Raw genomic sequence first — 20,868 nt, 5'->3', positions numbered from 1 at the left:
ATGCCCAACCGCCCCGGGGGGCGTCGAGGTTTTTCAGCCCACGCTTAAAGTCGGAGATAAGTGCCGGCCAGGTACAGTGCAAACGGTTGCCAGGCATCCCCCTGCCCGGCGGCGCGGGGAGCTGTCCATGCTGAAGATCTACTTTTCCGCCGAGGACATCCTCCGGACCCGGGTGGCTCCGGCGGCGAATCCGGTGTGGGAGCTGGTTCTCAGCCTGCACCTGCTGCCCGGCCGTGGCCGCGATCCGCTGCTGGCGGGCTGGCGGAGCAGCGTGACGCGTGGGCTGCGCGACGACAGCGACTCGGCGGGGCTGCGGCTGCTCCTGACGCTCAACCCGCCCCGCGGCTACTTCCCCGACTTCCTCACCCCGTTCGAGAGCGTGTCGGGCTTCGAGGCCGGCATGGAGGCGATCCGCAGTACCCCCGTGGCCCTGCTGCAACGCGACCTGACGCTGCTGGCCGCCGGCAGTTCCCCGCCCGCCGGCACCCAGGCGCTGGCCCAGGGGGAGCCGGACACGCTGCGCGATCTGACCGGCGCGATGGAGCGCTACCGGGGCCTGGCGATCGACCCGTACTGGCCCCGGATCCAGGCGGCGGTGGAGGCCGACCGGGCCCGGCGGGCCCGCGCCCTGCTCGACGGCGGGACGGAGGGGCTGCTGGCCGGCCTGCGCCCCGCCGTGCGTTGGGACTCCGGGGTGCTGGAGGTCCGCGACTACCCGCACAGCCGGGAGCTGCACCTGGACGGGCGCGGGCTGCTGCTGGTGCCGTCGTTCTTCTGTGCCGCCACCCCGGTCGCCCTGCTCGACCCGGCGCTCCCCCCGGTCCTGGTCTATCCGGTGGACCGGCTCGGCGGCCTGCTGCCGGCCTCCGGCGAGGGCGGCGGCCCGGGCACGTCGGACCCCGGCCGGGAGGCGCTGGCCGCGCTGGTGGGCCGTACCCGGGCCGCCGTGCTGGCGGCCAGCGACGACGGCTGCACCACCGGCGAGGTGGCCCGCCGGCTCAACATCTCGGCGGCCGCCGCGAGCCAGCACACCACCGTGCTGCGCAACGCCGGCCTGCTGGTCAGCCAGCGCGACCGCAACACCGTCCTGCACACCCTGACCCCGTTGGGGCGGGCGATGCTCAACTCCTGACCGCCGCCCGTGCCCACCCGGGCACCGTCACCGTGCCGGGCCGTCGGCGCGGTTCCGGATGGCGGGGCCGCAGGCCGGGACGGCGGTGCCGCGGGGCCGGCGCGGGGCCAGGGTGGCGGTGTCGCGGGGTCGGCGCGGGGCCGGGATGGCGTCGCGGGGTCGGCGCCCCAGCCGTCACAGGGCCAGGGCGGCGCTGGCGGTGGTGCCGGGGGGCGGGGGAAGCAGCAGTGAGGCGACGCCCTCGGCCGCCAGCGCGGTGCGCAGGCGTTGCAGGTCGGCGCCGAAGCGGACCAGGTCGACCGGGCCGGCGGGGGTGGCCGGGACGCCGAGCACCAGCGTCGTCGCCTCCGCCGGCCAGCCGGGCACCCGGGCGGTCAGCCCGGCACGGGCCTCGTCGTCGGCCACCAGGCTGAAGACCGTGCCGGGTGCGACCACGTCCGCGACCGCGCCGATCGCCCGGCGTACGACCGCCGGGTCGGGCGGGGTCGGGTTGAGGCCGTCCGGCAGGGTGGCGGCGGCGGCCAGCCCGGCTGCCGTCGCCTCGGCGGTGCCCAGCGAGAAGAGGTCCATCGAGGCGTCGCGGACCAGCACGGACGCGCCGACGTCGTCGTCCGGCCGGGGCGCGGTGAGGTAGCCGCGCACCACGGCGACCGGCATCTGGTCGCACTTGCCCTTGATCAGCTCGCCCGCGCCGGCCAGCTCGTCCACCACCGCCATCTGGGTGAGCTGGAGCTCGTTGCCGTACGGGTCGACCTCGCCCCGGTGGTCGCGGATCGCGTCCATCCCGGCGACGCCGAGCGCCACGTCGGTGAGCCCGTTGCGCCAGGGGCGGCCCATCGTGTCGCTGACGATCACCGCGACGTCCACGCCGTGGCGCTCGCGCAGGGCGGCGCGCAGCGCCCGGGCCGAGGCGTCCGGGTCCTCGGGAAGCAGCACCAGCCGGGTCTTGTCGACGTTCGAGGCGTCGATGCCGGCCGACGCCATCACGAAGCCGTGGTGGGTCTGCACGATCCGCGTCGCGCCCCGGGTCGCCACCACCCGCGCCGTCTCGGCGGCCAGCACCTCGTCCCGCGCGGCGACGCGCTCCGGCCCGTCCGGCGGGACGTCGACGAGACGCCCCTCCGCCTTCGAGACGATCTTGCTGGTCACCACCAGCACGTCGCCGTCGCGCAGCCAGGGCGCGGCGGCGGCGATCAGGGCCGCCAGGTCGTCGCCCTCGGACACGTGGCCGATGCCCGGCACCGGCAGGATCTCCAGCCTCACGTCAGCTCCAGCGCGGCGCGGACCATGGCCGCCGTCGCCGCCTCGTCGGTCATCCGCAGCGGTGCGGCGCGCACCGTCACCCCCGGCACCACCGTGCCGGCGTCCTCCTCGGCGACCAGCCAGCCGTCGAGCAGCCCGCCGGCCGACCGGCCGCCGTAGAGCCGGCCCACGCCGGCCGCGCTGCACTCCACCCCCAGCACCGCCAGGCAGCGGTCGGCCATCCCGCGTACCGGGGCGCCGCCGATGATCGGCGAGACGCCGACCACCGGGGCGGGACCGTCGGCGACCGCGTCCCGCAGCCCGGGCACGGCCAGGATCGGGGCGACGCTCACCACGGGGTTGCTCGGCGCGACGAGCACCACGTCGGCCCCGGCGATCGCCTCCAGCACGCCGGGTGCCGGCCGGGCGGTGTCCGCGCCGACGAAGACGAACCGGTGGGTGGGGACGTCGCCGCGATGGCGTACCCACCACTCCTGGAAGTGGATCGCCCGCTGGCCGCCGTCGAGCTCCACCACCACGTGGGTCTCCAGCCGGTCGTCGGTCGCCGGCAGCACGCGTACGCCGGGCTGCCAGCGATCGGCCAGGGCCTCGGTGACCGCGTGCAGCGGGTAGCCGGCATTGACCATCGTGGTGCGCACCAGGTGGGTGGCGATGTCCTTGTCGCCGAGCCCGAACCAGGTGGGCTCGGCACCGTAGGCTGCCAGCTCCTGCTTGACCGTCCAGCTCTCGCCGACGCGTCCCCAACCCCGCTCGGGGTCGGCGCCGCCACCCAGCGTGTACATCACGCTGTCCAGGTCGGGGCAGACCTTGAGCCCGTGCAGGAGCAGATCGTCACCGACGTTGACCACGGCGGTCACCTCGGCGCCGACCTCCCTGGCGTACGCCCGCACGCCGACCAGGAAACGAGCGCCGCCGATGCCGCCCGTCAGAACCACGATGCGCATGCCGACCATCCTCGCGTACGGGCCGCCTCCGGTCCGCCTGTGGGCGGAGAGACTAGGCTCACGTCGGCAACTGTCCGCATTCGCCCCGAGGGGGATCCCGTGACCAGCCCCGCCGAGCCCGCGTCCACCGACGCGACGCAGGCCAGCCAGCTGACCAAGCCGCTTCGTGAACTCGCCGCGTTCGCGCTGCTCGGCGCGAACGCCGTGTTCCTCTTCGTCGCCCTGATCCGGCTGGCGACACCGACCGAGTACAGCACGATCGGTGGTCGGGCGGGCAGCGCCTTCTTCGCCTTCGTCGGCGTCGAGGCGGTGTTCCTGCCGCTGCTGGCCGTACTGCTCGCCACGCACGTGACGCCCCCGGTGGGCAAGGCGAAGCTGATCACCCAGGTGGCCCTGGGCGAGTACGTCGTCAGCGCGCTGCTCGGCGGGCTGACCTTCCTCTTCTGGACGGTCGACCGGCTGGCCGAGGGCGAGATCCTCGACGCGTTCCTGGGCCTGCTCAGCCGCGTGGCCTGGCTGGCGCTCTTCGCGGTCGCCGCGTACGTCGTGTTCAAGATCTGGCGCACCCTCTACTACGTGGCCAAGCCGAAGCCCCAGCCCGGCGTGTACGGCCAGCCGCAGCCCGGGTGGCCCCAGCAGCAGGGCGGCTACCCGGCCCCGGGTCAGCAGGTCCCCGGTCAGCAGGTCCCCGGTCAGCCCGGCGGCTGGCAGGCTCCGGCCCCCTACGGCGCCCCGTACGGGCAGCAGCCCCAGCCGTTCGCCGGTGGTCCGCAGCAGGGCTCGCCGTTCGCGCCGGCCCCGCAGTCCGCGCCCCCGGCCGCCGCGGCGCCGCAGTCCGCTCCTCCGGCGGGTCCCGCGCCGCAGTCCGCGCCCCCGTTCGGCCAGCCGCAGAGCGCCCCGCCGTTCGGCCAGTCGTACAGCGCCCCGCCGTTCGGCCAGCCGCCCTCGGCCGAGCCCACCCAGGCGATCCCGCGCCAGTCCGTCGAGCCCACCGGGCCCACCGAGGCGCTCCCGCGTCCGGCCGACGACGAGACCGACCGCACCCAGCGCATCAACCCCGGCGAGAGCCCCGACGCCCCTCGCTGACCGGCCCACCCGAGCGCCCCGCACGGCCCCGTGCGGGGCGCTCGCTCTGCCCCGCCCGCTGCCCACCCGCCCCCGCTCGCGGCCCGGTGCCGAGCACCGGCGGTCACGCACCGTGAAGCGGGTGTCCCGGGTCACCAGGGTGGGCCGGATGGGTGGGGTGGGACCGGCCGGTTGAGCGCCTAGGCTGGGCGGATGGTTGATCGCACCGTGCCCGGTCCGACCGACGCGAGTGTGCGGCGGGCGCTGCACCGGGCCGCGACCGGGCGGGCGCTCGACGTCGACGAGGCCGCCGCGCTGCTGGCCGCCCGGGGCGGGGCGCTGGACGCGCTGCTCGACGTGGCGGGCGCCGTCCGTGACGCGGGCCTGCGCGAGGCCGGGCGGCCGGGCGTGGTCACGTACTCGAAGAAGGTCTTCATCCCCCTCACCCGGCTGTGCCGGGACCGGTGCCACTACTGCACCTTCGCCACCGTGCCGCACCGGCTGCCGGCGGCCTTCCTCGACCGGGACGAGGTCCTCGCCATCGCCCGGGCGGGCGCGGCCCAGGGCTGCAAGGAGGCCCTGTTCACGCTCGGCGACCGGCCGGAGGAGCGCTGGCCGGCGGCCCGGCAGTGGCTGGACGAGCGGGGCTACGACTCCACGCTCGACTACCTGCGCGCCTGCGCGGTGGCGGTGCTGGAGGAGACCGGGCTGCTGCCGCACCTGAACCCGGGGGTGCTGTCCTGGTCGGAGTTGCAGCGGCTCAAGCCCGTCGCGCCGAGCATGGGGATGATGCTGGAGACCACGGCCACGCGGCTCTGGTCGGAGCCGGGCGGCCCGCACTTCGGCTCGCCGGACAAGGAACCGGCGGTACGGCTGCGGGTGCTCGACGACGCGGGCCGGGTGGGCGTGCCGTTCACCACCGGAATCCTGATCGGCATCGGCGAGACCCTCGCCGAGCGGGTCGACGCGATCTTCGCCATCCGCCGCGCGCACCGCGAGTACGGCCACCTCCAGGAGGTGATCGTGCAGAACTTCCGCGCCAAGCCGGACACGGCGATGCGCGGGATGCCCGACGCGGAGCTGCACGACCTGGCCGCCACGGTGGCGGTGGCCCGGGTGCTGCTCGGGCCGAAGGCCCGGATCCAGGCCCCGCCGAACCTCATCGCGGGCGAGTACGACCTGCTGCTGCGCGCCGGCATCGACGACTGGGGCGGGGTGTCCCCGCTGACCCCGGACCACGTCAACCCGGAACGTCCCTGGCCGCAGATCGACGAGCTGGCCCGGCACACGGAGGCGTCCGGCTTCACCCTGCGCGAGCGCCTGACGATCTATCCCGAGTACGTCCGGGCCGGCGACCCGTGGCTGGACCCGCGCCTGCTGCCGCACGTCGGCGCGCTGGCCGACCCGGCGACGGGGCTGGCCGTCGAGGCGGCCCGGCCGGTGGGCCGCCCCTGGCAGGAGCCCGACGAGACGTACGGCGGCCGGACCGACCTGCACGTCACCATCGACACCACCGGGCGGACCGGGGACCGGCGCGGCGACTTCGACCACGTCTACGGCGACTGGTCGGAGGTGGCGACCAAGGTCAGCGCCGGCGGCGGGGGCGGCACCGACGGTGACCTGCGGGCCGGGCTGCGGCTGGCGGCCGACGACCCGGCGACGCTGCTGGAGCCGAAGCACGCCGACGCCGCGCTGGCGTTGTTCGCCGCCGACGGGCCGGCGCTGGACGAGCTGTGCCGCCTCGCCGACGACGTGCGCCGGGCGGCGGTCGGCGACGACGTGACGTACGTGGTCAACCGCAACATCAACTTCAGCAATGTCTGCTACGTCGGCTGCCGCTTCTGCGCCTTCGCCCAGCGGGAGCGGGACGCCGACGCGTACCGGCTGTCGGTGGAGCAGGTCGCCGACCGGGCCGAGGAGGCGTGGGCGGCCGGCGCCAGCGAGGTCTGCCTCCAGGGCGGGATCGACCCGAAGCTGCCGGTGACCGTCTACGCCGACCTGGTCCGGGGGATCAAGGCGCGGGTGCCGGGGATGCACGTGCACGCGTTCTCGCCCATGGAGATCGTCACCGCCGCCGCGAAGGCCGGCGTGTCGGTGCGGGAGTGGCTGACCGGGCTGCGCGAGGCCGGGCTCGACACCATTCCCGGCACCGCCGCCGAGATTCTCGACGACGACGTGCGCTGGGTGCTCACCAAGGGCAAACTGCCGGCTGCCGCCTGGGTCGACGTGGTCGGCACGGCCCACGAGCTGGGCATCCGGTCCAGCTCCACCATGATGTACGGCCACGTGGACCACCCCGGGCAGTGGCTCGCGCACTTCCGGGTGCTGGCCGGGTTGCAGGACCGTACGGGCGGGTTCACCGAGTTCGTGGCGCTGCCGTTCGTGCACACGAACGCGCCGATCTACCTGGCCGGCATCGCCCGCCCGGGGCCGACGTGGCGGGAGAACCGGGTCGTGCACGCGATGGCCCGGCTGCTGCTGCACGGGCGGATCGACAACATCCAGTGCTCGTGGGTGAAGCTCGGCGACGAGGGCACGGCGGCGATGCTCCGGGGCGGCTGCAACGACCTGGGCGGCACGCTGATGGAGGAGACGATCTCCCGGATGGCCGGCTCCGGCAACGGCTCGGCGCGTACGGAGGAGCAGTTGATCGCCATCGCCGCGGCCGCCGGTCGACCGGCCCGTAGACGCACGACCGCGTACGGCAGCCCCCGGCCGTAGCGGGGCCGACCGGCCGCCGCACGTACCGCTTGGTGGGACGATGGGGCATCGGCCGACGGGATTTCTGTCCACTGTCGACGGTGGCCGGGTCGCCAGAATCAGCAGCGGGTTGACGACTGTCCACCCGCGGACAGGACCGTGGCGCCGTCGCGGCCCGTCCACATCGTGAGCGCGGGACGGGCGGCCGTTCGAGGCTCGGCGGGCGGTCCGCGCCAACTCGGGTTAACCTGTGCCCCACCAAGATCAACGGATCGTGGTGGGTGACTTCCGAAGGTCCCCGCCGGCCCGCCTCGTCGGGTCGGCGGGGAAGCGCCACGGGAGAAAACTCGGGCAACTCGCCGGAGAGGGCGTTACTCGGCCGGGGTCTGAATCGATAGGGCAGGTTGCGAGGCCGGGTGGCCGGGTGGCCGTCCGGAGTGTTGTCGGGAGGACGACTCCATTATCAAGTTCGGCTTGACGGCGCACGCATTACACGCGTGTAATTTGAATGGGGTTGTTCGCGCGAAACGCAGCAAATCGGGACCGACGGACAAGCACGCCTTCCGCGTGGGGGGTTGCAGCGGCGGTGACGCCGGTGCGCGACAAGGAGGCATCTGATGGACGGCCAGCTTGAGGTGGCCGACCTGCTCGGAAACGCGCCGGAGTGGCAGGAGCGGGCGCTCTGCTCCCAGACCGACCCGGAGGCGTTCTTTCCCGAGAAGGGCGGCTCGACCCGTGAGGCGAAGCGGATCTGCTCGCGCTGCGAGGTGAAGACGGAATGCCTCGAATACGCTCTCGGCCACGACGAGCGGTTCGGGATCTGGGGTGGGCTCTCCGAGCGGGAGCGGCGCAAGCTCAAGCGGCGGGCCGCCTGAGCGTCGCCGGGCCGGGGCGGTGGGGGCCGCCCGGCTCAGGCCAACTCGTCGGGGTCCACCCCGAGCAGATTGGCCACCTGTTCGATGATCACGTCGTGCACGAGATCCGCGAGATCCTCGCGATCCATCGCGCGAAACTCCAACGGCCGGCGGTAGAGCACGATCCGCGGAGGCACCTCCTGCCGGCCCGGCCGGCCGGGCAGCAGCCGGGCGAGCGGCACCTCGCCGTCCTCCAGCACGTCCGAGTCGTAGACGTTGAGGTCCGGCGGGACGTCCTCCACCGCGAACTCGACCCCGGCCAACTCCTTGGCGAAGCGCCGTTCGAGGGTCTCGACCGTGTCCAGCACCAGGTCGTCGAAGATCTCCGCCTTCGTACGCGCCAACGGAACCGTCGCCGGCACCAGCCGCCCGCGCAGGCCGCGCCCGTGCCGGTCGCGGTGTGCGCGCCGGCCGGGGCCGGGGCGGCGGTGTTCCGGGCTCGTCATGAGAGAAAGGTTAGCGCCCGTACCGACCTGGCCTGCGGCAGCGCCACCGGCGCGGCGCGCCGTGGCGGACGGGCCGAATTGTGATCACCGTGACGGGCGTGTCGCAACGCGAAGCAGTGCGCCGGACCCGGTAATGGAGATACCCTGCCGCCGTGAGGTCACCACGGCGCTGCTCCCGTAACGGCTGCCCCCGGCAAGCGGTCGCCACGCTGACCTATGTCTACAACGAGTCGACAGCGGTGGTCGGCCCGTTGGCGGCATTCGCCGAGCCGCACACGTACGACCTCTGTGAACCGCACGCCCGGAGCCTGACCGCGCCGCGTGGCTGGGACGTCGTCCGGCACGAGGGGGAGTTCGAGCCCCCGCCGCCCACCACCGACGATCTCGTCGCCCTGGCCGAGGCCGTCCGCGAGGCCGCCCGCCCGGTGGCCCCGCGCCCGCCCGAGGACGACAAGACCACCAACTCAAGCCCCCAGACGGGCCGCCGGGGGCACCTCCGCGTCATCCCCCCGAACCACTGACCCGCCCCTCTGGGAGGGCGGCGCCCATCTCCGCCTCGGTGCATCCCGGACGCAGTCAGGGTCGCGGCGGGAGTCGCGGGCGCGGGGAGCAAAGTCTGCGCGGACTCGGCAGCTTGCCTGCGGGCCGGATGGGCACGCCGGGCGCTGTCGAGCTGAATCGTTTACGACATCGCGGTGCCGGTGGCGTCAGCCGTCGGCGAGCATGGGCGCAGGCGCGCCCACGAGGCGTCGGTTCAACTTCCACGCCCGTCCAGCATCGACGCCGATTCGGCGTCCACGCCGGTCGACCTCCACGTTGGTCCAACCAGCACGTCGGTCTGGCTGTCGTCGGTTCGGCGGGGCCGACGGTCGCGACGGAGCAGGGTTGGCGATCGAGGCGGTGTCGGGCTGTGCCGCCGGGGCCTGAATCGTCTGCGACATCAGTTCGACAGCGTGGGTGAGGTGGGTTGGGCACGGCCGGCACGCGGTCCTTCAGAGGTGCGTTCGCCTCGTTGCGGTGCCTGGCCCGACGCTGCGGCGGAGGCATGTCCAGGGCCTTTTCCGGGCGTTCGTCAGCCACCTCGGGCGCGCGAAACAGATCCCGCCGCGACACGCCGGCTGCGTGACGACAAGGGCACGCAGCGTGGCTACCGTGCGCCCCAGTGTGATGGCGGGCGCGGGAGGTCGGATGGTGAACGAGGTGATGCGGGTGGCGATGGCCGAGAAGGGGGAGACAGCCGAGTCGTTGGCGGAGAAGGTGGGCGTCGACCCCAAGACGGCGGCGCGGTGGGTCGCCTCGGGCCGGATCCCGCATCCCCGGACGCGGCTCGCCGTCGCCGGCATCCTGGGGCGCGACGCCGCCGAGCTGTGGCCCGAGCCGTTCCGCCGCCGCGACCTGCCGTGGTTCCGGCCGTGGGCCGAACTGGAGCAGGACGCCGTCACCATCCGGTCCTACCAGCCGTCGCTCGTGCCGGGCCTGCTCCAGACGGAGGCGTACGCCCGCGCGGTGCTGGCGACCGGCGGCCTGCTCCCGGCCGCCGAGGTCGACGAGATCGTCGGCGGCCGGCTGGCCCGGCAGGAGATCCTGGTCCGGGACGCCCCGCCTCAATTCGTCACCGTGATCGACGAGGTGGTGCTGCGCCGGCGGGTCGGGGACCGCACGGTGATGGCCGGGCAGTTGGCCCACCTGCTGGCGATCGCCGCGCAGGAGCACGTGCAGGTCCGGGTGATCCCCGCCGAGGTGCCGTGGCACACCGGTCTCGCCGGGGCGTTCGTGCTGATCCGTCTGCCCGACGGCGCCGAGACGGCCTATGTGGACAGTCAGCTTCGCGGTCAGGTGGTGACGGAGAGTGCCGACATTGCTAGCCTGGGCGCCAGATGGGAGAGCGTCGCGGGCGAGGCACTGCCGCGCGGCCGGTCGATCGAGCTGATCAGGGAGGTGGCGACGGCATGGACGTGACCGACGCCCGCTGGCGCACCGCGTCCCGCAGCAGCAACAACGGCGGCGACTGCGTCGAGGTGGCCGACAACCTGCCCGGTCGGGTGCTCGTGCGGGACAGCAAGGACCGCACTGGCGGCACCCTCGCCTTCGCTCCCGAGACCTGGCGGGCCTTCGTGGGCCAGCTCGCCCGCCGCCCGTCCTGACCGCCCCGGCCACCGCGCCCGGCACCGCGCCGCGGGGCGCGTCGTCGCTGAAGCAGGAGTTGCCGACCGCAGGGGCTGATCGCGCAGTCAGGCGTACGCGATCAGCTTCAGCCGACTGACCAGCAATTACGTCGGCGGGCCAGACGTGCCCGGCACCCTCGCGGAGGCTGATCCGCCGCCCGCCGCTACCGCTGTCGCGCTGCCGGATGCCTCATGTCAAGATTCACCGCACCTGACCCCTCGCCGGCGGGCCGCCCTGCCCGTCCGCCGACGAACCCTCAAGGAGTCGTCATATGCGTACTCCCGTCCGGCCCCTCACCCGGCGCGGGCTGCTGACCGGCGCACTCGGCTCGGCAGCGCTGCTGGCGGCGGGTGTCCCGCTGGCCGGTTGCGGCACCCCGGCCGCCACCCAGACGGAGGCCGGCTGCGTCAGCGAGGACCTGTCCGGCACCGAGAAGACGCTGGCGTTCTCCAACTGGCCGCAGTACATGGACGTGGACGAGGCCGACGGGTCCAAGCGGCCGACCCTGGACGCGTTCGTCGCCAGGAGCGGCATCCAGGTCACCTACACCGAGGACATCAACGACAACAACGAGTTCTTCGGCAAGGTGCAGAACCAGCTCGCGGGATGCCAGCCCACCGGGCGGGACATCATGGTGCTCAGCGACTGGATGGCGGCACGGATGATCCGGCTCGGCTGGGTCCAGAAGCTCGACCGGTCGAAGCTGCCCAACGTCGCCGCCAACCTGCTGCCCTCGCTGCGCGGCCGGTCCTTCGATCCCGAGGACCAGCTCGCCATCCCGTGGCAGTCCGGCCTGGCCGGTCTCGCCTACAACGGCAGGGTGACCAGGGAGATCCGGACGGTCGACGAGCTGCTCACCCGCCCCGATCTCAAGGGCAGGGTGACCGCGCTGGCCGAGATGCGCGACACCATGGGCCTGCTGCTCCAGTCGAACGGCCACGACCCGGCGAACTTCACGGGCGCCCAGTTCGACGACGCGCTCGCCAAGCTGAAGAAGGCCGTCGACGCCGGCCAGATCCGCCGGTTCACCGGCAACGACTACGCGCCGGAACTCGCCAGAGGCGACGTCGCCGCCTGCATCGGCTGGTCCGGCGACGCCGTACAGCTCGGCTTCGACGACAACAAGATCAAGTTCGTGGTACCCGACTCCGGCGCGATGATCTGGTCGGACAATGTGGTGGTGCCGAACAGGGCCACCCACCGGGGCAACGCCGAGCAGCTCGTCGACCACTACTACGAGCCGGCCGTCGCCGCCCGGCTCGCCGCGTTCGTCAACTACATCTGCCCCGTACGGGGAGCCCAGGCCGAGATGGAGAAGATCGACCCGGCGCTGGCCGCCCACCCGCTGATCTTCCCCGACGACGCCATGCTCGCCAGGTCGGCGGTCTTCATGGCGTTGGACGAGAAGCGCGAGCGCGAGTACGAGAGCAAGTTCCAGCGGGTCATCGGGGCGTGAGCGGGATGGGTGGGACGACTGCGGAAGGCGGGAGCCCGGCCGGCGACCTGCGGCTGGCCGGCCTCACCAAGCGGTTCGGCTCCGTGACGGCGGTGGACGACCTCAGCCTGACCGTCGCGCAGGGCTCGTACTTCGCCCTGCTCGGCCCGTCCGGCTGCGGCAAGACCACCACGCTACGGATGATCGCCGGCCTGGAGGAGCCCACCGGCGGACGGGTACTGCTCGGCGACCGGGACGTCACCCGGCTGCGCCCGCACAAGCGGCCCGTGAACACCGTCTTCCAGAGCTACGCGCTCTTCCCGCACCTGGACGTCTTCGAGAACGTGGCGTTCGGCCTGCGTCGCCGGGGCATCCGCTCCGTCGACGACGAGGTGCTGGGCATGCTCGCGCTGGTGCAGCTCGACGAGCACGGCCACCGTCGCCCCGCCCAGCTCTCCGGCGGGCAGCAGCAGCGGGTCGCGCTGGCCCGCGCCCTGGTCAACCGCCCGCAGGTGCTGCTGCTCGACGAGCCGCTCGGCGCGCTCGACCTGAAACTGCGCCGGCGGATGCAGGTCGAACTCAAGCGGATCCAGACCGAGGTCGGCATCACGTTCGTGCACGTCACCCACGACCAGGAAGAGGCCATGACCATGGCCGACACCGTCGCGGTGATGAACGCCGGCCGGATCGAGCAGCTCGGTGCCCCCGCCGACCTCTACGAGTACCCGGCCACGGCGTTCGTGGCGAACTTCCTCGGCCAGTCCAACCTCCTTGCCGGCGAGGCGGCCGGCGCGGTCGGCGGCGAGGTGACGGTGTCGGCGCACGGCCACCGCTTCTCGGTGCCCGCCGGCCGGGCCCGGGTCGAGCGGGGTCCGGTCCACCTGGGCGTACGCCCGGAGAAGCTGCACCTGGTCGACTCCGCCGACCAGGTCCCCGCCGGCTGCCAGCACGTCACCGGGTTCGTCACCGACGCCTCCTACGTGGGGGTGAGCACCCAGTACCTGCTGCGCACCGGCTGGGGTGGCGAGCTGTCGGCCTTCGTGGCCAACACGGGCACCGCCCGGCCGGTGCCCGTGGGCGCGGAGACGGTCGCGTACTGGGACCCGCGGCACGCCTTCCTGCTGCCCCGGGACACCGCCGAGCAGGACCGGAGCGCGCCGGTGCGGGACGAGCCGGTCGGCGCGTCCTCGTGAGCGCCCCGGCCCGGCTGCCCACCGGAGCCGGGGAGCCGGCGCCGCCCGCGCCGCCCGCGCAGCCCCGCCGGCCCGGGCTCCTGCCGTACCTGCTGCTGTTGCCCGCGGGGGCGTGGCTGATCCTCTTCTTCGCGGTGCCGCTGGTGCAGCTCGCCGCCGTCAGCCTCTACGACCCTGCCGGCTCCCTCGCCACCGGGTACGCCATGACGTGGGCGTTCGGCAACTATCCCGACGCGCTCGCCGCGTACTGGCCGCAGTTCGGGCGCTCCTTCGGCTACGCGGGCGCGGCCCTGGTGCTGGCGCTGCTGGCCGGCTACCCCTTGGCGTACGCCATCGCGCGCAAGGCCGGCCGCTGGAAGAACCTGCTGCTGGTCTGCGTGGTCGCGCCGATGTTCACCAGCTTTCTCGTACGCACGCTGGCGTGGAAGACCATCCTGTCGGACAACGGCTGGCTCGTGGGGCTGCTGCGCGACGTACACCTGCTCGACCCCGACGGCCGGCTGCTGGCCACCCCCGTGGCGGTGGTGCTCGGCCTGACGTACAACTTCCTGCCCTTCCTGGTGCTGCCGCTGTACGCGAGCCTGGAGCGGCTGGATCCCGCGCTGCTGGAGGCGGCCGGTGACCTCTACGCGAGCCCGCTGCGGGCCTTCCGCCGGGTCACGCTGCCGCTGTCCATGCCCGGTCTCGTCGCGGGCACGCTGCTGTTCTTCATCCCGGCCAGCGGCGACTACATCAACGCCGAGCTGCTCGGCACCCCCAGCGAGTACATGATCGGCAACGTCATCGACTCGGCGTTCCTGGTGCGGCTGGACTATCCGCAGGGCGCCGCGCTGTCGTTCCTTCTGATGGCCGCGATCCTCGCGCTGGTCTTCGGCTACCTGCGTCGGACGGGCACGGAGGCGGCCCGGTGAGTGCGAGGAGTGCAGCGCAGCGGAGCCCCGCGGTCGCGAACGGAAGGCCGGTCCGGTGAGTGCGAGGATCGGTCGGTGGTTGGCGGACCGCTGGGTCATGGGCGTGGCGCTGCTGGTGCTCGGCTACCTCCTCCTGCCGATCGCTGTGGTCGCCGCGCTCTCCTTCAACCGCCCCTCCAGCCGCCTGTCGTACGACTTCGCCGAGTTCACCCTCGACAACTGGCGCAACCCCTGCGCCACCTCCGACATGTGCGACGCGGTGGTACGCAGCGTCCAGATCGGCTTCGTCGCCACCGTGGTCGCCACGGTGCTCGGCACCCTGATGGCGTTCGCGCTGGCCCGGCACCGGTTCCGTGGCCGGGCCGGGCTCACCGTGCTGGTCTTCCTGCCGATGGCCACCCCCGAGCTGGTGATGGGCACCTCGCTGCTCGCCCTCTTCGTCTCCGCCGGGGTGCCGCAGGGCTTCTGGACCGTCGTCGTCGCGCACGTGATGTTCTGCCTGTCGTTCGTGGTGGTCACCGTCCGGGCGCGGCTGGCCGGTATGGACACCCGGCTGGAGGAGGCCGCGATGGACCTCTACGCGAGCGAGTGGCAGACCTTCCGGCGGATCACGTTGCCGCTGGTGCTGCCCGGCATCCTGGCCGCCGCGCTGCTCGCGTTCTCGCTGTCCTTCGACGACTTCATCGTCACGAACTTCAACGCCGGCACCACCGTCACGTTCCCCATGTACGTCTGGGGCGCCGCCCAGCGGGGCATCCCGCCGCAGGTCAACGTCATCGGCACCGCCATGTTCGCGGTCGCCCTGCTGCTGGTGCTCGCCGGCACCCTACGCGGACGTCGAACGCGAAGAGCCCCTCGCCGCGCGTGAACGTCGGCGAGGGGCTCTTCGGCGCGGCCGTGCTGTGGGCCGTGCCTGAAGCGGACGAACCCTAGAGGGTCAGGGTCCAGGCGTCGATGTAGCCGGTGTCGCCGGAGGCGGCGTCCTGGACGCGCAGGTTCCAGGTGCCGTTACGGGTCTCCGAGGAGAGGTTGACGGTGTAGGTCTGGTTGATGTTGTCCGTGGACCCGCCGCTGCGGTTGTGCAGGGTGTAGACGCTGCCGTCCGGGGCGACCAGGCTGACGACGAGGTCGCCGATGTAGGTGTGCACGACCTGCACCGCGACCGTGCTGGACGACGAGGCGGTGCCGGTGCAGCCGGCGATCGCGACGGTGCTGGTGACCGTGGCGTTGTCAGCGATGGTCACGTTGTTGGCATTGGTGCCCGTGCAGACCGCCGAGCCGGCGCCGAGGTTCAGCGTCCAGCTGTTCAGGTAGCCGGTGTCACCGGAGGCGGCGTCCTGGACGCGCAGCTTCCAGGTGCCGTTGGCGACCTCCGAGGAGAGGTTGACGGTGTAGGTCTGGTTGATGTTGTCGGCGGAGCCGCCGGTGCGGTTGTGCAGCGTGTAGGCGCTGCCGTCCGGGGCGACGAGGCTGACGACGAGGTCACCGATGTAGGTGTGCACCAGGTCCACCGCGACCGTGCTGGCGGCACCGGCGTTGCCCGTGCAGCCCGCGATGGTGATCGTGCTCTCCACCGTGGCGTTGTCGCTGACGGTCACGTCCGTGCCGTTGGTCTGGGTGCAGCCGGGCGGCGGGGGCGGCGGGGGCGTGGTGCCGCCGTCGCCGACGTACAGCAGCTTGTTGGGCGAGCCGGTGCCGGGGCTGGTCACCGCGTTGCTGGTGGCGTCGGCGACGAGCTTGTCGCGTACCTGCTGCGGGGTGAACGTCGGGTTGGCGGCGACCACGAGCGCGGCGGCGCCGACCACGTGCGGGGTGGCCATCGAGGTGCCGCTGATGGTGTTCGTGGCCGTGTCGCTGGTGTGCCAGGCCGAGGTGATCGAGCTGCCGGGGGCGAAGATGTCCAGGCAGGTGCCGATGTTGGAGAACGACGAGCGGGCGTCGGTGTTGGTGGTCGAGCCGACGGTGATGCCGGCCGCGGTGCTGGCCGGCGAGCTGTTGCAGGCGTTCGCGCCGTAGTCGTTGCCGGCCGCCAGGCCGTAGCTGACGCCGTCGGCGATGGAACGGTCCACCGCGTCGTTGAGGGCCTGGCTGAAGCCGCCGCCGAGGCTCATGTTGGCCACGGCGGGCTGACCGGCGGCGTGGTCACCGGTCACCCAGTCGACGCCCTGGATGACGCCGGCGTCGGTGCCGCTGCCCGCGCAGTCGAGCACCCGGACGCCGACCAGCGTGACGCCCTTGGCCACACCGTAGGCGTTGCCGCCGACCGTGCCGGCGACGTGCGTACCGTGCCCGTTGCAGTCGTCGGCGGTGCCGCCGTCGATGGCGTCGAAGCCGGAGATGGCACGACCACCGAAGTCGCTGTGGCTGACCCGGACGCCGGTGTCGATGATGTACGCCTTCACGCCCGAGCCGGTGTTCGGGTAGGTGTAGGAGCTGTTCAGCGGCAGCGCGCGCTGGTCGAGCCGGTCCAGACCCCAGGACGGGGTCGGGCTCTGCGTACCGGTGATCCGGACGGTGTGATTCTGCTGCACGTAGCGCACCGAGGGGTCGGCGGCGAGCCGCTTGGCCTCCGCCTCGGACATCCGCGCCTCGAACCCGCGCAGCGCGTTCTGGTACGTCCGGTTGACCGCGCCGCGGTGGCGGCCGGCGAGGTCACGCGCCTTCTTCGTGACGTCGGTCCGGCCCACCGAGGCGTCCTTGAACACCACGATGTACGACTCATCGACGGCGGTGGCGCCGCCGGCCATGAGAATCTGTCCCTCGGCGGGGGCGGCCGTCGCCGGGGCACCGAACGCCACGGCGGTGGCGACGGCGGCGGTCAACACACCGGCGCGCCAGCGACGCACGGCTGGATAGGGGAGTGTCATACCTCGGGTGTTCCTCTCGCTACACGACGGCGGGTCCCACCATCGATCGCAATTGATCAAAGTGAGCACGAGCGTAGGGCCTCCACGGCAAAAAGTGGAGACGTGAGAGCCCCTTGTGTTTGGGGGGTGAACTGCGGTAAGCATCGATGGATCGCCGTGGCCCCGGCTGTCGCCCGCGCGTGCGGATCAGCTCCCTGCGGAGGGTCTACGCTGCTGCGTGTGGACTCCGTCGCCTTCCATGTCGCCTCCCGCCCCGCCCACGGCGAGGGTGAGCTGACCGTCCACCACCCGTACGACGGGCGGGCCGTGGGGCGTACCACCCTCGCCACCGCCGCGCAGGTCGAAGCGGCCGTCGCGGCAGCCGCCGGAGTGGCCGCGCAGGCCGCGGCCCTGCCCGCACACGCCCGCGCGGCGGCCCTGGACCACGTGTCCCGGCAGCTCGCGGAGCGGGCCGAGGAGTTCGCTTGGCTGATCACCGCCGAGAACGGCAAGCCGGTGAGGTGGGCCCGCGCCGAGGTCGGGCGGGCGGTCTCCACCTTCCGCTGGGCCGCCGAGGAGGCCCGGCGCTTCTCCGGCGAGCTGCAACGCCTCGACACCGACCCGACCGCCACCGGGCGGATCGCCCTGGTCCGACGGGTGCCGAAGGGGCCGGTGCTCGGCATCGCGCCGTTCAACTTCCCGCTGAACCTCGTCGCGCACAAGGTCGCCCCGGCCATCGCCGTCGGCGCGCCGATCATCGTCAAGCCCGCCCCCGCCACCCCGCTGTCGGCACTGCTGCTGGGCGAGCTGCTCGCCGGGACCGACCTGCCCGAGGGGATGTTCTCGGTCCTGCCGCTGCCCAACGAGCGCGCCGCCGAACTGGTCACCGACCCCCGGCTGCCGGTGGTCTCGTTCACCGGATCCGGGCCGGTCGGCGCGGCGATCCGCCGCTCCGTGCCCGAGAAACACGTCACCCTGGAGCTGGGCGGCAACGCCGCCGCCGTGATCTGCGAGGACTGGAACACCGACGAGGACCTGACCTTCGCCGCGCACCGCATCGCGACGTTCTCCAACTACCAGGCCGGGCAGTCGTGCATCGCCGTGCAGCGGGTCTACGTGCACGAATGGCTCTACGACGCGTTCCTGCCCCGGCTCGTCGCGGCGGTGCAGGAACTGCGCGTCGGCGACCCGTCCGACCCGCGTACCGACGTCGGGCCGCTGATCTCCGCCGACGCCGCAGAGCGGGTCGAGGCGTGGGTGGACGAGGCCGTCACCGCCGGCGCCACGATCGAGGTGGGCGGGCGGCGCGAGGGCGCCACCTACCCGCCGACCGTGCTCTCCGGCGTACCGGCGGACGCCAGGGTCCACGCCGAGGAGGTCTTCGGACCGGTGCTGGTGGTCGCCCGCGTCGCGCACGACCAGGCCGCGTTCGCCGCCGTCAACGATTCGGCGTACGGGCTGCAGGCGGGCGTCTTCACCCACCGCCTCGACACGGCCTTCGCGGCACACCGCGCCTTGGAGGTGGGCGGGGTGATCGTCGGCGACGTGCCGTCGTACCGGGCCGACCAGATGCCGTACGGCGGGGTGAAGGGCAGCGGCGTCGGCCGGGAGGGCGTACGCAGCGCCATGGACGACTACACCGAACCCCGGGTCATGGTGCTGACCGGCCTGTCGCTTTAGCGCTCGCCGGCTGCCGCCCGCTCACCGGTTTCCGCCCTGCTCATCAGCGACCACCGGTTGTCGTCCGCTCACCGGCGGCCACCGGTTGTCGTCCGCTCACCAGGTGCCGTCGTCGCGGACGCGGGCGGGTGCCCGGCCGAGCAGCAGGGTGGTCAGCGCGGCGTCGATGTCCTCGCCGAGGAACCACTCGCCGGCCTGGTCCAACGCGAAGACCCGACCCCGCTCGTCGACGGCGAAGACGCTGTCCTGCCGCTCGGTGCCGATGGGAAAGAGCCGTACGCCGAGCACCGCCGCGAAGTCGGCCAGCGTGTCGGCGGTGTGCGCGACCTGTCGCGGACGGATGTCGAAGCGGGAGATCCACACCTGTTCGCCGGGGCCGCGTCGCGCGCCAACCAGGCTCGGGAAGGCGGTGAGTGTCGACAGGACCGCGGGGAAGTCGGCGTGCTCGGACGTCTCGCCCCTGACGGCGCTGACATCCCTGATGGCGGACAGGGCGACGATCTCGTCGCCGAAGTGTGGTCGCCAACCAGCGGCGACGAGTGCCTGCGCGACGTCGGGGTGGAAGCGACCTGGGACAGGGTCCGGCTGTGGGTCCGGCTGCCAGGGCATTGTGAAGGCCCGGTCGGACCAGGGCAGGACGTTGAACTCCACGAGGATGTCGACGCACGAGTCGCATGGGCGGTCGGCGAGACCGCCGTTCGGATCGCCGGGCTCGCGTACCCGGTAGACCTCGAACCGGGCGGTTTGCAGGATCTCCTTCGCGTCGGCCACGCCGAGTGGGGCGATGCCCTCGGCGGCGCGGCGGTGGTCGTAGTCGTGCAGGACGTCGGAGACGACGATCAGCTCGGCGTGCCGGTCGGCGCCGCGAACCAGGTGGCCGGCAGGTAGTCCGTCCAGGTAGGACCGCACCAGCGGATGGTGGTTCAACGCGACGTCGCCCTTGGCGCCCTGCGCACGGAACAGTCGCCCTTCGACCGTCAGGTGCGCCGCCGTGGTGGGAGTCGGCAGACGGCGGATCTCGCGGAGCAGTTGACTCGCCGGATCGACCGTGCGGGGCGCAGCCTGGCCCTCCGGCCGACTCCGGCGGTACATCTGCGCGACCACGTCGACCGGCACGCGTGGCCAGGTGGTCACCTCGCCGGTGGCCCTGTCCACCACCGTGGTCGGCAGGTCGCCCGGCACCGTCCTGACCTCGACGGGCACGGTGGACGTGATGATGTAGCCGAGTTCGAACTCGTCGACGCTCGCGCGGCACTCGTGTCCGAGGCGCTGTGACTCGCGGCGGGCCCACACGGCGGCGAGCTGTTCGGCCTGCTGGCGATCGATCACGGCTTGAAAGTACCGGACCCCACGGATTCGTGGCGCCCGGTATGGTTCGCCCTACCGACGGTAACCGGGGGAGGGTGGCGTTGGCCGAAAGTGTGGACCGCGACGCCAATCGCGCGCTACGGGCGCGCTTCGACGAGGTGTACGGCGACTACCAGCGACTGAGATCCGGTTTGGACGAGTTGCAGGGCCGGCTCGCCGAGCTTCGGGTGACCGAGCGCTCCGAGGACGGCCAGGTGACCGCCACGGCAGGCGCCCGTGGCGAGGTGATCTCGGTTGAGCTGCACCCCTCCGCCTTCCACGACCGGGACGCGAAGGCGTTGAGCCGGAAGATCACCGCTACCGTCCGCCGGGCCGGCGAGGCGGCGGTCGCGGCCAGCCAGCAACTCGTGGCCGGCTACCTGCCCGCCGGCTCCGGGGCCACGGATTTCCTGCGTACGGGTGACTTCGGGTCATTGCTGGGCCGGGCCGACGCCGTGCTTCGCCGGAGCGAGTGATGGACAGCCAGCTCTGGCTCGACCCGCAGCGCGCTCGACGCGGAGGCGTCGACCTCTCCTCGTCCGGCGAGGCGATCGTGGCGCGTCGTCGCCAGGTGGGCGGCGCGATCGCGGCAACGAGCGCCCGGTCGCCGTGGGGCAAGGACGACATCGGGGCCGCGTTCGAGCAGAAGTACCGCGGCTTCGAGGAGCTGGTCCTGCGCGTGTGGGAGGGCGTCGGCCGGCACCTGGAGGGCCTCGGCACCGACGTTGTCCGGTCGGTGGACGCCAACCTGCGAACGGACGCGGCGAGTGCGGGCCGGCTCGGCCGCGTCGGCGACCGGCACCAGCAGCGCTGATCCGCCGAGGAG

At 73.0% G+C, this 20,868-nt stretch carries 19 protein-coding genes; 14 read left to right on the top strand and 5 right to left on the bottom strand.

Translation table 11 applies throughout. From position 1 onward, the window contains the following. Positions 1–127: 127 nt before the first annotated feature. Positions 128–1,132 (top strand): ArsR/SmtB family transcription factor, encoded by a 1,005-nt coding sequence (locus ACGFIG_RS06575; RefSeq protein WP_392999904.1) that lies wholly within the window; start codon positions 128–130, stop codon positions 1,130–1,132. Positions 1,133–1,306: 174 nt separating this feature from the next. Here ACGFIG_RS06575 and ACGFIG_RS06570 read toward each other — a convergent pair whose 3' ends face one another. Together ACGFIG_RS06570 and cofD are read right to left on the bottom strand one after the other, a co-directional pair. Further along, positions 1,307–2,395 carry a coenzyme F420-0:L-glutamate ligase gene (locus tag ACGFIG_RS06570; protein WP_392999902.1) on the bottom strand — a complete coding sequence of 363 codons (1,089 nt, stop codon included), beginning with the start codon at positions 2,393–2,395 and terminating at the stop codon, positions 1,307–1,309. Next, positions 2,392–3,339: a 2-phospho-L-lactate transferase gene (cofD, locus tag ACGFIG_RS06565; RefSeq protein WP_392999900.1), complete on the bottom strand. Its 948-nt coding sequence runs from the start codon at positions 3,337–3,339 to the stop codon at positions 2,392–2,394. Before cofD ends, ACGFIG_RS06570 begins: the two co-directional genes overlap by 4 nt. Positions 3,340–3,438: 99 nt before the next feature. On the opposite strand from cofD, the gene ACGFIG_RS06560 reads away from it, so the two are divergent. From ACGFIG_RS06560 to ACGFIG_RS06550, 3 genes are all read left to right on the top strand, one after another. Further along, complete coding sequence (locus ACGFIG_RS06560) at positions 3,439–4,425, top strand: hypothetical protein (protein ID WP_392999898.1); 987 nt, start codon at positions 3,439–3,441, stop codon at positions 4,423–4,425. A gap of 192 nt (positions 4,426–4,617) precedes the next feature. Further along, positions 4,618–7,125 carry a bifunctional FO biosynthesis protein CofGH gene (locus ACGFIG_RS06555; protein WP_392999896.1) on the top strand — a complete coding sequence of 836 codons (2,508 nt, stop codon included), beginning with the start codon at positions 4,618–4,620 and terminating at the stop codon, positions 7,123–7,125. Positions 7,126–7,721: 596 nt separating this feature from the next. Then, positions 7,722–7,979, top strand: coding sequence for a WhiB family transcriptional regulator (locus ACGFIG_RS06550; protein ID WP_007455784.1), 258 nt, complete (start codon positions 7,722–7,724; stop codon positions 7,977–7,979). Positions 7,980–8,014: 35 nt separating this feature from the next. Here ACGFIG_RS06550 and ACGFIG_RS06545 read toward each other — a convergent pair whose 3' ends face one another. Then, entirely contained in the window at positions 8,015–8,464 is a 450-nt protein-coding gene (locus tag ACGFIG_RS06545) for a metallopeptidase family protein (RefSeq protein WP_089001916.1), read from the bottom strand. A 152-nt stretch (positions 8,465–8,616) separates the two neighbouring features. Here ACGFIG_RS06545 and ACGFIG_RS06540 point away from each other — a divergent pair, with 152 nt between their 5' ends. From ACGFIG_RS06540 to ACGFIG_RS06510, 7 genes are all read left to right on the top strand, one after another. Beyond that, complete coding sequence (locus tag ACGFIG_RS06540) at positions 8,617–8,985, top strand: DUF3499 domain-containing protein (protein ID WP_392999894.1); 369 nt, start codon at positions 8,617–8,619, stop codon at positions 8,983–8,985. Positions 8,986–9,655: 670 nt separating this feature from the next. Beyond that, positions 9,656–10,423, top strand: a complete 768-nt coding sequence (locus ACGFIG_RS06535) for a Scr1 family TA system antitoxin-like transcriptional regulator (protein ID WP_393001339.1) — start codon at positions 9,656–9,658, stop codon at positions 10,421–10,423. Further along, positions 10,414–10,608 carry a DUF397 domain-containing protein gene (locus ACGFIG_RS06530; protein ID WP_392999892.1) on the top strand — a complete coding sequence of 65 codons (195 nt, stop codon included), beginning with the start codon at positions 10,414–10,416 and terminating at the stop codon, positions 10,606–10,608. Before ACGFIG_RS06535 ends, ACGFIG_RS06530 begins: the two co-directional genes overlap by 10 nt. 293 nt (positions 10,609–10,901) lie before the next feature. After that, entirely contained in the window at positions 10,902–12,086 is a 1,185-nt protein-coding gene (locus tag ACGFIG_RS06525; protein WP_392999890.1) for a spermidine/putrescine ABC transporter substrate-binding protein, read from the top strand. A gap of 5 nt (positions 12,087–12,091) precedes the next feature. Continuing rightward, positions 12,092–13,258, top strand: coding sequence for an ABC transporter ATP-binding protein (locus ACGFIG_RS06520; RefSeq protein WP_392999888.1), 1,167 nt, complete (start codon positions 12,092–12,094; stop codon positions 13,256–13,258). Next, complete coding sequence (locus ACGFIG_RS06515; protein WP_392999886.1) at positions 13,255–14,169, top strand: ABC transporter permease; 915 nt, start codon at positions 13,255–13,257, stop codon at positions 14,167–14,169. The genes ACGFIG_RS06520 and ACGFIG_RS06515 overlap by 4 nt, the downstream gene beginning before the upstream one ends. A 79-nt stretch (positions 14,170–14,248) precedes the next feature. Beyond that, positions 14,249–15,037, top strand: a complete 789-nt coding sequence (locus ACGFIG_RS06510; RefSeq protein ID WP_392999884.1) for an ABC transporter permease — start codon at positions 14,249–14,251, stop codon at positions 15,035–15,037. 61 nt (positions 15,038–15,098) lie between these two features. Here ACGFIG_RS06510 and ACGFIG_RS06505 read toward each other — a convergent pair whose 3' ends face one another. Beyond that, positions 15,099–17,036 carry a proprotein convertase P-domain-containing protein gene (locus ACGFIG_RS06505; protein WP_392999882.1) on the bottom strand — a complete coding sequence of 646 codons (1,938 nt, stop codon included), beginning with the start codon at positions 17,034–17,036 and terminating at the stop codon, positions 15,099–15,101. A gap of 219 nt (positions 17,037–17,255) precedes the next feature. Here ACGFIG_RS06505 and ACGFIG_RS06500 point away from each other — a divergent pair, with 219 nt between their 5' ends. Next, complete coding sequence (locus ACGFIG_RS06500; RefSeq protein ID WP_392999880.1) at positions 17,256–18,695, top strand: aldehyde dehydrogenase family protein; 1,440 nt, start codon at positions 17,256–17,258, stop codon at positions 18,693–18,695. A gap of 96 nt (positions 18,696–18,791) precedes the next feature. Here the strand turns inward: ACGFIG_RS06500 and ACGFIG_RS06495 are convergent, their stop codons facing one another. Continuing rightward, complete coding sequence (locus ACGFIG_RS06495) at positions 18,792–20,024, bottom strand: SUKH-3 domain-containing protein (protein WP_392999878.1); 1,233 nt, start codon at positions 20,022–20,024, stop codon at positions 18,792–18,794. Between the two features lie 74 nt (positions 20,025–20,098). On the opposite strand from ACGFIG_RS06495, the gene ACGFIG_RS06490 reads away from it, so the two are divergent. Together ACGFIG_RS06490 and ACGFIG_RS06485 are read left to right on the top strand one after the other, a co-directional pair. Further along, positions 20,099–20,518 carry a YbaB/EbfC family nucleoid-associated protein gene (locus ACGFIG_RS06490; RefSeq protein WP_392999876.1) on the top strand — a complete coding sequence of 140 codons (420 nt, stop codon included), beginning with the start codon at positions 20,099–20,101 and terminating at the stop codon, positions 20,516–20,518. Further along, positions 20,518–20,856 (top strand): hypothetical protein, encoded by a 339-nt coding sequence (locus ACGFIG_RS06485; protein ID WP_392999874.1) that lies wholly within the window; start codon positions 20,518–20,520, stop codon positions 20,854–20,856. The genes ACGFIG_RS06490 and ACGFIG_RS06485 overlap by 1 nt, the downstream gene beginning before the upstream one ends. Positions 20,857–20,868: the final 12 nt, after the last annotated feature.

The organism is Micromonospora sp. NPDC049048, from assembly GCF_043197615.1.
In the GTDB taxonomy this organism is placed as follows: domain Bacteria; phylum Actinomycetota; class Actinomycetes; order Mycobacteriales; family Micromonosporaceae; genus Micromonospora.
The sequence above is the reverse complement of the archived record's forward strand: the minus strand, read 5'-3'. Positions and strand labels throughout refer to the sequence as shown.